12 protein-coding genes and 1 pseudogene are annotated in these 14,111 nt (G+C 39.6%); 2 read left to right on the plus strand and 11 right to left on the minus strand.

Annotated features, from left to right (window positions below):
* Positions 1-45: 45 nt before the first annotated feature.
* From RM539_RS07405 to RM539_RS07430, 6 genes are all read right to left on the minus strand, one after another.
* Positions 46-1,443, minus strand: a complete 1,398-nt coding sequence (locus RM539_RS07405) for an efflux transporter outer membrane subunit (protein ID WP_311502750.1) — start codon at positions 1,441-1,443, stop codon at positions 46-48.
* Between the two features lie 19 nt (positions 1,444-1,462).
* Complete coding sequence (locus RM539_RS07410; protein WP_311502751.1) at positions 1,463-4,600, minus strand: efflux RND transporter permease subunit; 3,138 nt, start codon at positions 4,598-4,600, stop codon at positions 1,463-1,465.
* 11 nt (positions 4,601-4,611) lie between these two features.
* On the minus strand, positions 4,612-5,733 hold the full coding sequence (locus RM539_RS07415; RefSeq protein ID WP_311502752.1) for an efflux RND transporter periplasmic adaptor subunit: 1,122 nt from the start codon (positions 5,731-5,733) through the stop codon (positions 4,612-4,614).
* 22 nt (positions 5,734-5,755) lie between these two features.
* Positions 5,756-6,253 carry a GbsR/MarR family transcriptional regulator gene (locus RM539_RS07420; protein ID WP_311502753.1) on the minus strand — a complete coding sequence of 166 codons (498 nt, stop codon included), beginning with the start codon at positions 6,251-6,253 and terminating at the stop codon, positions 5,756-5,758.
* Between the two features lie 69 nt (positions 6,254-6,322).
* The gene (locus RM539_RS07425; RefSeq protein WP_311502754.1) at positions 6,323-7,156 is read right to left on the minus strand and encodes a phospholipase A; all 834 of its coding nucleotides are present in this window, start codon (positions 7,154-7,156) and stop codon (positions 6,323-6,325) included.
* 134 nt (positions 7,157-7,290) lie between these two features.
* Positions 7,291-8,358: an isoaspartyl peptidase/L-asparaginase family protein gene (locus RM539_RS07430; RefSeq protein WP_311502755.1), complete on the minus strand. Its 1,068-nt coding sequence runs from the start codon at positions 8,356-8,358 to the stop codon at positions 7,291-7,293.
* Positions 8,359-8,748: 390 nt separating this feature from the next.
* Here RM539_RS07430 and RM539_RS07435 point away from each other — a divergent pair, with 390 nt between their 5' ends.
* Both RM539_RS07435 and RM539_RS07440 read left to right on the plus strand, forming a co-directional pair.
* The gene (locus tag RM539_RS07435) at positions 8,749-9,291 is read left to right on the plus strand and encodes a 3-hydroxyanthranilate 3,4-dioxygenase (RefSeq protein ID WP_311502756.1); all 543 of its coding nucleotides are present in this window, start codon (positions 8,749-8,751) and stop codon (positions 9,289-9,291) included.
* A 189-nt stretch (positions 9,292-9,480) separates the two neighbouring features.
* Positions 9,481-9,804: pseudogene (locus RM539_RS07440) on the plus strand (YkvA family protein); the annotation flags it as partial.
* Between the two features lie 77 nt (positions 9,805-9,881).
* Here RM539_RS07440 and RM539_RS07445 read toward each other — a convergent pair.
* The 5 genes from RM539_RS07445 to RM539_RS07465 form a co-directional block, all read right to left on the minus strand.
* Positions 9,882-10,013 carry a hypothetical protein gene (locus tag RM539_RS07445; protein WP_311502758.1) on the minus strand — a complete coding sequence of 44 codons (132 nt, stop codon included), beginning with the start codon at positions 10,011-10,013 and terminating at the stop codon, positions 9,882-9,884.
* A 225-nt stretch (positions 10,014-10,238) separates the two neighbouring features.
* Positions 10,239-10,787 (minus strand): DUF3575 domain-containing protein, encoded by a 549-nt coding sequence (locus RM539_RS07450; RefSeq protein WP_311502759.1) that lies wholly within the window; start codon positions 10,785-10,787, stop codon positions 10,239-10,241.
* Positions 10,788-10,908: 121 nt separating this feature from the next.
* Entirely contained in the window at positions 10,909-11,913 is a 1,005-nt protein-coding gene (locus tag RM539_RS07455) for an acyl-ACP desaturase (RefSeq protein ID WP_311502760.1), read from the minus strand.
* A 170-nt stretch (positions 11,914-12,083) separates the two neighbouring features.
* Positions 12,084-12,812, minus strand: coding sequence for a metallophosphoesterase family protein (locus tag RM539_RS07460; RefSeq protein ID WP_311502761.1), 729 nt, complete (start codon positions 12,810-12,812; stop codon positions 12,084-12,086).
* A 1-nt stretch (position 12,813) separates the two neighbouring features.
* Complete coding sequence (locus RM539_RS07465) at positions 12,814-13,950, minus strand: ATP-binding protein (RefSeq protein WP_311502762.1); 1,137 nt, start codon at positions 13,948-13,950, stop codon at positions 12,814-12,816.
* Positions 13,951-14,111: the final 161 nt, after the last annotated feature.

Here is a 14,111-nt window from a genome sequence, read left to right on the forward strand (position 1 = left end):
GAGGCTGCTAACCAACAACTAACAAACTAAAACAATACCTAACAGTTATTGCCAGCCTCCGCCCAACGATTGATATAAATCTACCATGGACTGAAGTTGATTATATTTTGCATCTATCAAATTTAAGCTGGAATTAAGGGCATTTTCACGAGCAGTAAGAACTTCAAGATAGTTGGCTAAACCATTATTAAGTAGTTCTTCAGAATAATCTGTAGCGGTTTGGTATGCCTCATACTCATTTTGCCTTACTTCAATTGATTCCGTGGCCGCTTCGTAGGAATATAACGCGTCCATCACTTCACGGGTAGCTGTGAGAAACGTATCTCTAAAATTTAACCGTGCCTCCTCCTGTTCTGCCTGGGAGACTTCATATTCTGTCCTTATCCTTCTTACATTAAAAATGGGTTGAGCCAGTCCTCCCACTATAGTGGCGAAAAGGGAATTGGGATCAAATAGCTCCTGCAAGTCTAAACTCTGAAAACCTCCGGTAGCCGATAAAGTTAGGGAAGGATAAAAATCTGCCCTTGCAACATTGGTCAACTGGAATGCATTAATAAGATTGTATTCAGCCGCAATCACATCAGGCCGGTTTCTTAGCAACTGTGCAGGTACTCCAATATTAAGTTCGGTAGTGATTTCCTGCCGGGACAAATCGGTTCTTTCAATTTGCATTGGTGCTTCTCCAAGCAGAATGGAAAAAGAATTTTCCAGCAAACGCTTCTGGTTTTGAAGGTCTATCAGGATTGCCTGGGCGGTATAGAGCTGTGCCTCTGTTTGCTTTACGCCAACTTCGGTAACATTGCCAGCTTCTTTTAAAGCTTTTGTAGTTTCAAGGCTGTTTTCCCGCGTTTCAATTGTTTGCTCGGTAATTCTTATTTGTTCATCCAGAGCGAGTAATTGATAATAGCTGGAAGCAATATTTGCAATTAAACGGGTTTTTACAGCCTTATGAGCGGCAATAGTTTGAAGGTATTGCGCCTGGAATGCTCTTTTCGCACTGGTTATTCTACCCCATATATCGGCTTCCCAGGAAAGTGCCCCGCTAACTTCATATTGATTTATAGAAGAAAACAGGCTACCAAACTGGCTGTTGGAAGACAACTCCTGATGGGTCATTTGAGCATTGACATTAAACGTGGGAAAGTATGCAGCTTTTCCCTGTTTTACGTAAGCTTCTGCCGCAAGTATCTGTTGTATGGCTATTCTAATATCAATATTGTTTTCCAGCCCCTCTTCAATATATTCGGTGAGGACAGGATCGGTAAAGATCTCCCTCCAGGATACATTGGCCATATTCAGCGAATCCTGGGAAAAGGTATCGGTTCGGTAATGCTCTTCTTCTACAATCTCTGGCTGCTCATAATCCCTGGCAACAAAACAGGAACCCAAACTTAGTATAAGCCCCGGCAGAAGTAAGAATTTAGATATGGATGCTCTTTTCATTTTCGATATTTCTTTTTTCTTATTGTTTATTTTCTGCAGCTTCTGGTTTGCCGCTTACTTTTTCTTGTAACCACTGGAAGAAGATGAATAATATTGGTATAATAAAAACACCAATTATAGTTCCTACTAAAAGCCCTCCAACAGCGCCGGTACCAATAGAACGGTTACCTGCAGCTCCCGTACCACCGGCAAAAACCAACGGAAGAAGACCAATAATAAAGGCAAAAGATGTCATAAGGATTGGACGTAATCTCACCTTAGCGGCTTCTAATGCAGCGTCCACAATTGTATGGCCTGCCTGCCTTCGTTGTATGGCAAATTCTACAATAAGAATAGCATTTTTTGCCAGGAGCCCCAGTAGCATAATTAATGCAATCTGGAAATAAATATTAGCCTGTAAACCTGCAAGATTCGTTACCACATATGCACCCATAACCCCCACAGGTAATGAAAGCAAGACGGTTAGCGGCAATAAATAACTTTCGTACTGGGCCGAGAGGATAAAGTACACAAAAAGGATACTTAGCATAAAGATGAAGAGGGTCTGGCCGCCTGCAGAAATTTCTTCCCGGGTTAAGCCAGAGAAACCAATTCCAAAGCCGGTAGGCAGAGAAGTTTCACTTACTTCCTGGACGGCAGCAATTGCATCACCTGAAGAATAACCTGGCGCCGCTGAACCGTTAACATTGGCCGAGTTAAACAGGTTAAACCTGGTTACGGATTGTGGTCCATAGACCCTGTTCAAGCTTACAAATTCTGTGATTGGAGCCATTTCACCTTCATCATTTCTTACAAAAAGTGAATTAAGGTCGTCTACCGTTGCCCTGTCTTCAGGAAAAGCCTGTACATAAACACGGTATTGCTTTCCGAAACGGGCAAAATCTGCTGCATAAATACTACCAATATATCCCTGAAGGGTAGAGAAGATGCTGCTTACCGGTACACCGGCTGCTTTTGCACGACTAACATCAAGATCTATCTCGTACTGCGGATAATTAGTATTAAATGAACTCTGTGCATACAACACCTCCGGGCGTGCACTAAGATCTTGTAAATACTGCTGGGTTACCCTGTCCAGTTCTTCAAAAGTTCCTCCTGTACGGTCAAGCACCTTGGCTTCAAAACCTGCCGATACTCCAAAACCAGGGATACTAGGCGGTGCAAAAAACAGGATATTGGCATCAGGTATCTGGGCACCAATCTGGAACAGTTTGGCTGTGATAGCATCAGACGAAAGTGATTCGTCCTCACGGTCAGACCAGTTATCCAGCTTAATAAGTCCAAGGCCGTAGTTACTACCTGCCCCTCCAATTAAGCTGAAACCGTTTACCATAGAGGCACCTTCCACACCTTCAAGTTGTCTTACTTTTTGGCTCAATTCATTAGTTATTTCTACCGTACGGTCTAAAGAAGCGCCTGCAGGAAGCTCAATATTGGCAAATATCATCCCCCGGTCTTCATTTGGAACAAAGCCTGTAGGAGTACTAGTTTCTGCCCAAAAAATAGCTGCCACAGAAAGCAGCAAAATGGCCACTGTTATCCAGGCATGCTTGTACAAAAATGAAAGGGATTTTCCATAACGTTTTATAGTGGCATCAAAGGCAGTGTTAAAGGAGGAATAGAACCGCTGTAAAACATTCTTCTTTTTATCTTTTTCATCATTATGAGGTTTAAGGAACAAGGCACATAAAGCCGGACTAAGGGTTAGAGCATTAACAGCTGAAATGGCAATAGCTACAATTAGTGTTACTCCAAATTGTTCGTAAAACACTCCTGTTGGCCCGGAAATGAAGGTAACGGGAATAAATACAGCACCCATAACTAGAGTAATAGAAATAATTGCACCTGTAATTTCATCCATCGCGCTCTGGGTTGCCGTTAGGGAGTTTTTTGCACCTTCTTCCATCTTAGCGTGGACAGCTTCCACCACTACAATAGCATCATCTACCACAATACCAATAGCCAGTACCAGGGCGAAAAGAGTCAGGAGATTAATGGAATATCCAAAGAGATTGAGGAAAAAGAAAGTACCAATAATGGACACCGGAACCGCAATTGCGGGAATAAGGGTAGACCTTACATCCTGCAGGAAAATAAATACCACAATAAATACCAGGATAAAAGCCTCAAGAAGGGTTTCTACCACTTTCTCTATAGAAGCAGTTAAGAATTCGTTTGTGTCAAAGTTTACAAAGACAGAGAGTCCACGGGGAAAATCTCTTTCCATTTCCTCTAAACTCGAATGTATGTTTTCAATAATTTCCTGTGCGTTAGAACCAGGAGTCTGATAAACGGCCATACTTACACCGGGTACCCCGTTAGTATAAGAAATCACGTTATAACCTTCGGCATCTAACTCTATTTCGGCCACATCGCTCAGGCGGAGAAACTGGCCGTTGCCGAGGGCTTTAATTACAATGTCACCATATTGTTCTTCGGTAGTATAGCGACCGCTGTACCTTATTACATATTCAAAAGCTTCAGCATCATTTTGCCCAAGTGCACCCGCAGCGGCTTCCTGACTTTGTTCATTTATGGCGGCGGTAACGTCTGTAGGAATAAGATTATAGGCAGCAAGTTTTTCAGGTTGAAGCCAGATACGCATGGCGTAATTTTTGGCACCAAAAACCCTCACATCACCCACTCCGTTAATCCTTTTTAATTCCGGAATTACGTTAATGTTCAGGTAGTTTTGTATAAAAGTAGCGTCGTATTCTTCATTTTCAGAAAGGATCGTGAAGAACATCAGCGAACTTGTTTGCTGCTTTTGGGTTGTTACCCCAGATTGTGTTACTTCTATGGGGAGCAATGGAGTAGCCCTGGCTACACGGTTTTGAACGTTTACGGCAGCAATATCAGGATCTATCCCCTGGTCAAAAAACACCTCGATACTGGCGCTCCCGTTATTACTGGCAGTAGAGGTAATATAATCCATTCCCTCTACACCGTTTATCTGTTCTTCAATGGGAATAATTACACTTTCCAATACCGTCTGGGCATTGGCCCCGGGATAATTGGCTGAAACCTGTACGGTAGGCGGTGCAATATCTGGATACTGGGTAACGGGTAGGGTGGTAATCCCTATAATACCCAAGACCACAATTATAATGGAAACGACCGTAGATAATACCGGTCTTTCTATAAATTTTTTTAACATGGAACTATTCTTTATTTAAAAACGGGATTCAGTGAATTGGCAATACTGTCAAAAGTTGCCGGTTGTGGTTGAATTGGCGTATTATTACGGAGTTGTCCTACTCCTTTGGCAACAATCTTGTCTCCGGCTTCCACACCAGATGCTACTACAATAAGGCTTTGAACCCGGTCTCTTACTTCTATTACTTTAGAAACCGCAATACTGTCTCCCTGTACGCGATATACGTAAACTTTCCCCTGTTGTTCAAAAGAAGAAGACTCTGGAACAACCGGAACATCGGTATATGTTTTTGGAATTCTGATATTCCCGCTATTTCCATTGGCCAGGATCTGGTTTGGATTTGGAAATATAGCTCTAAAACTTACCGTTCCTGTTGAAGGGTCTACCTGCCCCGTAACAGTTTGGATTTCTCCTTCCTGCTCATAAATTTGTCCGTTTACCAGCTGAAGTTGTACAGGAGGGAAATTTTCAATTTTCTCTGAAATACTTTCTCCTTCAGCTTCCTGAATAAAATTTAAATATTCCCTTTCGTTCATAGAGAAAAAAGCGTACACTTCATCTATTTGTGAAACGGTAGTTAGTGGCTGTGGGTCATTTGGACTAACCAATGCACCTTCTCTGAAAGGAATTGCCCCTATTTTTCCGTCTATTGGACTTTTAATAGTTGCATAGCCAATATTGGCAGCAATACTTTGGTAGCCACTTTTTGCCTGTTGCAGGTTTGCTTTTGCAGTTTCCAGCTGTACCTCACTAATAATATTTTTTTCTACCAAAGGTTTTAATTTATCTACTTCAACCTGGGCGGCGTTAACACTAGCTTGTGCTGCTTCTGCTTCCTGGCTCAACGATTCGGTTTCCAGTCTGAAAAGTGTCTGTCCTTTTCGTACTTCTTGCCCCTCATCTACAACAACATCGGTAATGTAACCTGAAACTTTAGCTCTTACACCGCTGGTAACGGTTCCTTCAATATTTACAGGGTATGAAGTATAGCCGGTTATTGTCCTAGTAGGAACTTCTATTACGGGAAAAGGGGCAGGACCCTGGGCCTGCTGTTGTGGGTTTTGGTTATCGCCACATGAAATTATGCTTACTAGCCCGGCGGTAACAGCTATATATTTAAAGAGGTTTTTCATTTTAAAGGAAATTGTTTTGATGTTAATTATTTTGGATTTCGGACATTTTATTAATGATATTCCTGATGTTTTGCTCCTGGTTAAGCAGATAATCTTTAAAAAGCAGTGCAGTGGCACCGGTTTTTTCAAATTTCTCTTTGTTGTAAGTAGAGTTAAATTCTGTAATTTTATCTAAAAGTTCTAACTCTTGGGTGATATCCTCCAGGTATCCTTCTAATGTTGTTTTTAGGTACAACCTGTTGGCACGAAAATATCTTTTCCTGTCACCGGATTTTGTGAAGTATTCAACCTTTTTAAGCTGAAGAAGTAAGTTGAGCTGAGTAGAGACTGAACTTTTACTGGCTTCTGTAATAGTCATAATCTCTTCAAAGGTCTGGCCGTCTGCAGGAGATAAGACCATAATTGCATAAATTCGGGCAGCAAGTGGCGCCAATTGGTGTATTTTTTCAAAGTGTACTCCAATTTCTTCTATCAGCTTTCTTTTTTCGGGGGAACAACAGTTCATATATGCTAAGGTCACAATTTTAAAGCTGCAAATATAGTATTGGTTCGGAACACACCGAACTAAAAGAACTTAAATAAATGTTAATTAATTAGATGAAAATTTGAAGAGGTTGAGGTTGTTCGATTTTATAACATAGCCGATGCGCACTATGCTACGAAAATCTTTAAAACTAATAAGACTTTCCCCGTAGCCATTGTACCATTCAAACATTAAATACTGGTTAGATGCTCTAAATAAATTATAAAAAATTTGTGCCCTTACAGAACCCTTCCAGTCATCCAATCCTTTCTGAAGCCTTACATCAAGAATCCATTTTTCAGGCTGAAGCTGGTAAGAAAGGTTTATTTCTCCCAGGCCAAGATAATCTAAAATTTCCGGGTTGTCCTCTTTATATCTAAATGGAAACCAGCCTTTTATCCTTACAGTGGTGCGGGCATTAAGCGCAGCTTCAAAACTCAGAGAAAGCCGGTTCCAACTTCTGGAATAAATACTGTCCCGCCCGTTGGATTCATGTTCATACTGCAAATATCCCATAGCCATTAATTTATCCTCCTTGTTATAGAGAGGTTTACCGAGGCCTATACCGGGATTAAAATTAATTTCTTCGAAAGGGCTGGATTTGGCATAAATAGTCCAGAATGCTGTTTGTGTGTAAGTAAGAAATAAATAAGTATCTAATGGCAGGGTTTTTCTTGTTAGCAGCTGCTTAAAACTTATCTGGTATTTAACATCGGAAGTTTCCCTTGAAATTTTTTCGTCCATTGGGACACCGGTAATAAAATAATTATTTTTATGTATAGAAAAAGATGGAATGGTGGCGATGGTATCGTCAATCTGCGCCCTTGTTAATGCCTGGCTATAACCAAAAGGATTAGAAAAACTAAACAGGAGGTAAATAAGTAAAAAGCAACGCTTCATTAATCCTGATTTTAATTTTCTAAAATTAAAATCTGAAAGCCGTAACATCTATTTTCCTGTTCTAATTATATGTTAAGATTTTTCTTGTAATCATTTTTGAGCCAATGGCTGTGAAAAAATTATGAAACTGAATTTTACTCCCCGTAAATGCCAATTTCCAGCTCTGCGTTTTTGTTCATTTTCGCGCGGTACATGCCGGCAGTATTAAATTCCATGGCAACATTGCCCTGGTTATCTATAGCAATTATACCGCCGTTGCCACCGAGCTCCGGGTTTTTCTCCTGTATCACCCGGCTTGCCGCTTCCTGAAGGCTCAGGCCTTTATATTCCATAAGTGCTGAAATATCGTAAGCAACTACCCCGCGAATAAAAAATTCTCCCCAGCCGGTGCCGGAAACTGCACAGGTTTTATTATTGGCATAAGTGCCCGCGCCAATAATGGGAGAATCTCCAATACGATTATATTTTTTGTTGCTCATTCCCCCGGTAGAGGTTCCCGCGGCAAGATTGCCATCTTTGTCCAAAGCAGCGCAACCTACCGTTCCATATTTTGAGTCTTTTATATAAGGATCATGAAAAGCAGTTTTATTACCAGCCTGTGATTTTTCCCTTTCTTTTAGCCTTTGAAGGCTTTGGAACCTGTTTTCAGTATAGAAGTAAGAAGGGTCTACAATTTCAAGTCCCTGTTCTTCAGCAAATTTTTCAGCACCTTTTCCGGCAAGCAACACGTGGTCAGAATTTACCATTACCTCATAAGCCAGATCTATAGGATTTTTAACAGTAGATACTCCTGCAATCGCGCCGGCATTCAGCGTTTCTCCATCCATAATGGAGGCGTCTAATTCGTTAGTTTCATCATTGGTGAAAACCGCTCCTTTAGCCGAGTTGAACAGCGGAGAATTTTCCATGACATTAATAGTTTTTCTCACCGCCTCTATAGCGGTGCCTCCGTTTGCAAGGATTTGATGCCCGGTGGTAATGGCTTCTTCCAGTTTTTCCCGGTAGGCATGTTCTAAAGAATCGCTCATGTTTTCTTTAAGAATTGTCCCCGCGCCGCCGTGAATTACAATTCCGAAATTTGGAATAGAATCATTAGTATTTTTTGCTGAATTTTCTTCGGAAGTGTGAGCTGCTTCAGAAGATGTATTTTGATTGCAGGAGATAAACAGGCTAAGGCTGAAGAGGAGAATTAATTTTTTCATATTAAAGTTTTGTTGGTACGCTATAATTAATAATCTTTTGTGAAATGCTGAAAGTTAATAAAAAGAATGGTAGCGGAAAGTGTAAGTGTAAAGTGAAGAGTGAATAGAGGAAAGTTAGGAGCTGGGAGTTTGGAGTGGAGTTTAGCAGTTAAAAAGAAAACGAGTTAAAGAGGCAGGAGACAAGAAACAAGAGAAATAACTCAAAGAGGCACAACGAAAGCCATAACTTAAATTTGCGCCAGCGATAGTAGCGTGAAGCCAACAGCCCTTTTTAGGGCGAGGACTTGCAGCGGATAGCGCGGTGCGGAGCAGGCGCTATTAGTATTATCAGGCTTATAATAATGAATTCTTGTGCAGAATGTTTAATTTTAGGAGCAAAAACATTAAAAAATGGCTATAAACAAACCTTTTAATCTCAATAAATGGCTGGAAGAAAACCGGGATACTTTAAAGCCGCCGGTGGGCAACAGGAATTTGTACAAAGAATCTGGCGATTATATTGTGATGTTAGTAGCCGGGCCAAATGCCCGTAAGGACTATCATTATAACGAAACGGAAGAACTATTTTACCAGCTGGAGGGAAATATTGAAGTGCATGTACAGGAAAACGGCGAAAAGAAAACCATGCAGCTGGGGCCGGGAGATATGTATTTGAATCCGGGGAAAGTGCCGCATTCGCCGGTGAGAAAAGAGGGCTCCATAGGTCTGGTTGTGGAAAGAAAACGCATGAATGAGGAAGGCAATGACGGGCTGTTATGGTTTTGTGATAACTGTAACCATAAGCTTTATGAAGTATATTTTCCACTGGAGGATATTGAAAAAGATTTCCTGAAGCATTTTAAACATTTTTACGAAAGCAGAGAATTACGCACCTGTGATAATTGTGGGGAAGTGATGCCGGTAGACCACCGTTTTGTAGCCGAGGAGGAATAGCGGCTGAATTTTATCCTGCTGATAATAGAAAGGAAGCAGCTAATCCAAAATTCCCGCAGCATAAATATCTAATTGCTGAATTAACGCATTCTTAAGATAGTTCTGGCGCAAGATTGGCAAAGGCAGAACTTTCATTTCATATAAAATTCTTATTTTAGAAAAAATATAATAAAATCCAATTCGATAAAAATGAGCATATTTTCTAAGGAACAAGCTGAAAAAGAACACGATAAGAGACAGGATGAATTTCAGGAAAAGGATCTTGATAAACTTCAGGAAGAAGAAGAAAAGATCAAGTCTAAATTTCAAAATAAAGGTAAATTAAGCCGGTATTTTGATGATGTTCAGATTTTGTTTTCCCTGGTTCGGGATTATTCCAATGGTAGTTACAGGGAAATTCCGTGGAATATAATTGCTTCTATAGGAGGTGCTTTACTGTATGTGCTTTCCCCAATTGATCTGATTCCCGATTTTATTCCTGTTATAGGATATCTGGATGATGCGGCGGTAATTGCTTTTTGTTTGAATCTTATTGAAAAAGATCTTGCTGCTTACAAGGTTTGGAAAGATTCTTCAATTTCTTAATTTCTTCAGCCATTGTCAGAATAAATAACTTCATAATGCCGGACTTCCTTATCGAAGTCCAGCATCATTTTTTGTGCTTTTTCGGCAACTACCGCCACATTAAGTTCTTTTCCGGCAAAGGCTCTAATTGCTTCCATAGAACTCCAGTTTGAGATAAACATAAATTCCACTCCGTCCCCAGACCTTTGCCTTCTAATACTGGCGCCGTGTGAAAACCCTTCAGGTTTTTCAGGTGAGGGATAATTTCCCTTTTCAGGTATAAAATATAGTTTTCTGCTTGTTCAGGCTTAAGAACTCCTGTCCAATGTCTGGAAATCATATTAGACAAATTAGCCGGTTTATAATTTTAAGTAATCTGAAAATTAAAATCTGTAGCCTACGCTTAAACCGGTATTGAATTCTATGGCAGAAAAACGATCTTTAACTTCACTGCTAAAATTTCTCCCTACATTGGCATAAGGGCCAATTACAAAGGTGTCGTTAAAGTTCCATTTGTAACCCCCACCTATACCGATTATGAATGCGCTCATATCGGTTTCACGTTGTACCTCCTCTTCTTCTATGCTCACTACTTCGGTAAATTTACCTGTTCTTAATTTAGCAAAAGGACTTGCAAAAAATCCTGATCCGGAATTTTCAGTTCCAAAATAAAAATTATAACCTACCTTAAAACTGTTGGTTTTAAAATTCCGGGAGCCTTTTTCGGAATGATAGTTCATACGGTCATTAAGAAGCAGGCCAAAATCTATAGATTGATTATCGTCCATAAACAACTCGTAACCTAATTCTACAGAAGCAATGGCAATAGTATTTGCTATATTTATCTTTACTTCATTTTGAGGGAAATCAATTTGTGCAGAAGCATTTTGAGCAATAAATGCTCCCAATAGGAATAGGATGATCTTTTTCATAGAGAATTCTTTTTGTTAAAAGTAGCAACTATTTTTTAAATTTTTTGGGGATAGGGGCGAAGATAAAAGAAAAACCGCTTCGGCAGGAAGCGGTTTTTGCATTAAACCTTTTAAATTTTGATTAAAGTGTTCCGTTTGGCTCCACCCATTTAAACTGGTGTGGATCTTCGGGAACAGCGATACGGTCAGCGATACGGGACATTCTGTCCGGTAGCTTCATTAAATAATCTCTTGCTTTTTCGGCTTCATCTGTAAGAGAATTCATTTTATCAATTTCCCAGTAGCCATTTAGTTTTTTAAGAATATCAATATAATCATGTGTGGTATAAACCCCAAGCCGCTGTGCTGCATTGGAGAAATTCTCAAAGGCTTCTGCAATACCCTGTCCGCTTTCACGGATAAACTGTGCAGGCATTACAATTTTCTTTTTCATCATATCCTGAAAAGCCAGCATCATTTCACTAGGGTCATGTTCAAAAATAGTCTTTACAAATTCGCGATAGGCCATGTAATGTCTCATTTCATCCCCCGCTATGATATTACACATTTTAGCCAGCATTTTGTTTCCTTTTTTCTTGGCAAGCTGCCCAACGCGTCTATGCGAAATGTTAGTAGCAAGTTCCTGAAAACTGGTGTAAACAAAATTGCGGTAAGGGTCTCTACCTGTACCTATATCAAAACCATCATTAATAAGGTGCTGCGTGGTTTTTTCAATTTCCTTCATATTAACCCTTCCCGATAGATACAAATATTTATTGAGGGTATCACCGTGCCTGTTTTCTTCTCCAGTCCAGTGGCGAACCCATTTGGCCCAACTGTTCTGCTCTCCTCTGGAAGCCCCGTGTTGTTTCACGCCTTCCATATCCATTAGCCAGCTTTCATAGGTAGGCAGGGCTTCTTCAGTAACCATATCTGCTACCAGTACCACCCAAAAATCATATCCAAGCTCTTTGGCCTCTTCCCTAATTTGAATAACATCATCCATGTAATTCTCCTTTTGGAAGTTTGGTAGGAGATCAGTAGGTTGCCAGATTTCTTCAACCGGAATTAAATATTTATCAATAAAACCGTCCACAGATTTCTCTACGGTTTGCATTACTTCTAATCTAACATTCTCTAAAGCCATTTCTTTTAATCTAAATTTGAACCCAATGGGAGTGCAAGTGTATGAATTTTATTTGAATATCAACAACCGTGCAGTTTTTATTGGCATCCTGGAATTTTATCCCGAAAGGAGCTGAAATTATTGAAGTTCAAAGATATAAATATGTTAAGAGAGTGTATGATAAAATACTCTTAATTTCTGCCTTTTTCTTTCTCGTAGAGCAGGTGTACCGGGTCACTCTGCCAAAATTCCTTAGTGCTTACATCTATGGCAGAAAGTTTTCCTGTAAAGGCAGCGCCGGTATCCACATTCCAAACATTGGCTTTATTAAAGGGTTTTGATTCATCAATTCGGATTACCGGAGTGTGGCCAATATAGATTTCATCAAATATTTGAAGTCTTTTAGGGTAATATTTATGAGCTTTATCCAGCTTAGGGTCCAGGGCAAGTACAGTTTCCCATAAGGTGCGGTCCCAGTAATAGCCGGTATCGTGATATTCGCTTTCAGGCCCATGCTGATTGGAAAATCCTGCATGTATAAAAAGCCGGTTTTCATTATCAATATAATAGTTGAGCATTTGCTGAAAAAATCCAATGTGGAGCTTTATTTCTTCCGCAGTAAAATTTCTATAGGCATCCATGCTGGACTGGCCGCCATGTTGCAGCCATTTTTCATTCATTTCTCCCGATTTTAACCAGCGGTGAACCAAATCATCATGATTTCCCCTGATGAACACACAGGTATTTTGCTTGGCAAGTTCAATAAGATAGGACACTACATTGGCAGAATCGCTCCATCCGTCTACATAATCTCCTAAAAAAATCAGCTGGTCTTCGGGAGTTACGTTTGCTTTTTTCAGCAGCTGAATCAAAGCTTTTAAACCTCCATGTATATCTCCAATTGCAATCGTCCTGCCCATTTTAATTATATTTTACTTTCCTCAATATACGCATGCTTTCCTTGTAAGAATGGTATACCTGTTCATTATATTTTTTCAAATAAAGTTTCGCCTCTTCCAGCTTATCAATGGCATCTTCAAAATCATTGAAATAGCAAAGTAAATAAGTAGATGGGAGATTTTTTAAATCTTTTTGCTGATTTTTATTGAGGGGCAGGTTTTGTTTTAAGCGCTGGACAAGGGCATTGTTGATATTGTATATGTGGTGAAGCGTTTTTTTATCGTACCTGGGGGGTTCAAATAAAAGCTGACTATGAATCTCATAGCTGGCGTTATCTCTAAATTCTATACTAACTTCCTCCAACGGGTAATATTTAAAACTGTCATGAAGCCCTAAATGTACATATTCAATAATTTTAAAGCAATTTTCATCCCGTTCTATGCTTACCTCATCCAAATCTGAGTAAAAAAGCTTAACCTGCTCATTTATAAGTTCAATATCTACCCTGGAATAGTAAACCTTGTCTTTTCCTTTTTTCTGTTTCCCTGCCCAGCAAACCACAAAATATTCCTTAAAAACTTTATAGGTGGGGTTGTAATCTTCGCGTTTGCTGAAAAAATCAAAAACGCCATCCAAAGTAAGTTCAATGTTATTCTGCGCATGGTTTTCTATAGAAGCGACTATTTTAGAGTTTACATCTTCAATTTTAATGTCAAAATCTTTGGGCATACTAATGCTGCCATCCCTTAAAAAAATTGATCCCCCGTAATATTTCCAGATGTTCTTGCGCAAAGAACAAATCCTGCCGTGATTAGGACGTATGGTCACCAACCCAATCACCTGATGATCTGGCAGGTGCGGGAATGGGATATTTTCATAGCTAATTATAGGGGGATTCTGAAGATAGGCATTTACCAGGTTCTGAATTTTACTGTCGTCAAAAAAGTCGATACCAACAATATTATTGTCTTCATCTTCCACTCCAATCACGATATAAGAATTATTTTCGGGATTAGAATTTGAAAGCGCGCAAACATGCTTTAAAAACTTCGCCTTTCCTTCTTTTTCGCCAAGATTGAGCCTGAGCTTTTTATCATAAAAGCTATTCTCATCATTATGCGCAAGCAGGTTTTTAATTAAAAGGCGTTTGTTAATCATTAAAAAAATTCACTATTACTTTATTAATCAAATTTTGCTCCTTTTATCTGGATTTTCCCTGTTCAGCTTAAAACTTAATAACTTTTAATTTTTCCTTTCTCCAAATTCTTCGGCAAATTTTAAAGAACAGATCCAGAAATACCGATCTGTTCTTTTAGCTA

Origin of the sequence: Autumnicola musiva (assembly GCF_031846585.1) — a bacterium.
Taxonomy (GTDB): Bacteria; Bacteroidota; Bacteroidia; order Flavobacteriales; family Flavobacteriaceae; genus Autumnicola; species Autumnicola musiva.

Coding starts and splice junctions, on each gene's coding strand:
- RM539_RS07460 (WP_311502761.1), bottom strand. CDS start 12,812: ATGGGCAGGACGATTGCAATTGGAGATATACATGGAGGTTTAAAAGCT.
- RM539_RS07405 (WP_311502750.1), bottom strand. CDS start 1,443: ATGAAAAGAGCATCCATATCTAAATTCTTACTTCTGCCGGGGCTTATA.
- RM539_RS07410 (WP_311502751.1), bottom strand. CDS start 4,600: ATGTTAAAAAAATTTATAGAAAGACCGGTATTATCTACGGTCGTTTCC.
- RM539_RS07455 (WP_311502760.1), bottom strand. CDS start 11,913: ATGGCTTTAGAGAATGTTAGATTAGAAGTAATGCAAACCGTAGAGAAA.
- RM539_RS07465 (WP_311502762.1), bottom strand. CDS start 13,950: ATGATTAACAAACGCCTTTTAATTAAAAACCTGCTTGCGCATAATGAT.
- RM539_RS07415 (WP_311502752.1), bottom strand. CDS start 5,733: ATGAAAAACCTCTTTAAATATATAGCTGTTACCGCCGGGCTAGTAAGC.
- RM539_RS07425 (WP_311502754.1), bottom strand. CDS start 7,156: ATGAAGCGTTGCTTTTTACTTATTTACCTCCTGTTTAGTTTTTCTAAT.
- RM539_RS07430 (WP_311502755.1), bottom strand. CDS start 8,358: ATGAAAAAATTAATTCTCCTCTTCAGCCTTAGCCTGTTTATCTCCTGC.
- RM539_RS07445 (WP_311502758.1), bottom strand. CDS start 10,013: ATGGAAGCAATTAGAGCCTTTGCCGGAAAAGAACTTAATGTGGCGGTA.
- RM539_RS07450 (WP_311502759.1), bottom strand. CDS start 10,787: ATGAAAAAGATCATCCTATTCCTATTGGGAGCATTTATTGCTCAAAAT.
- RM539_RS07435 (WP_311502756.1), top strand. CDS start 8,749: ATGGCTATAAACAAACCTTTTAATCTCAATAAATGGCTGGAAGAAAAC.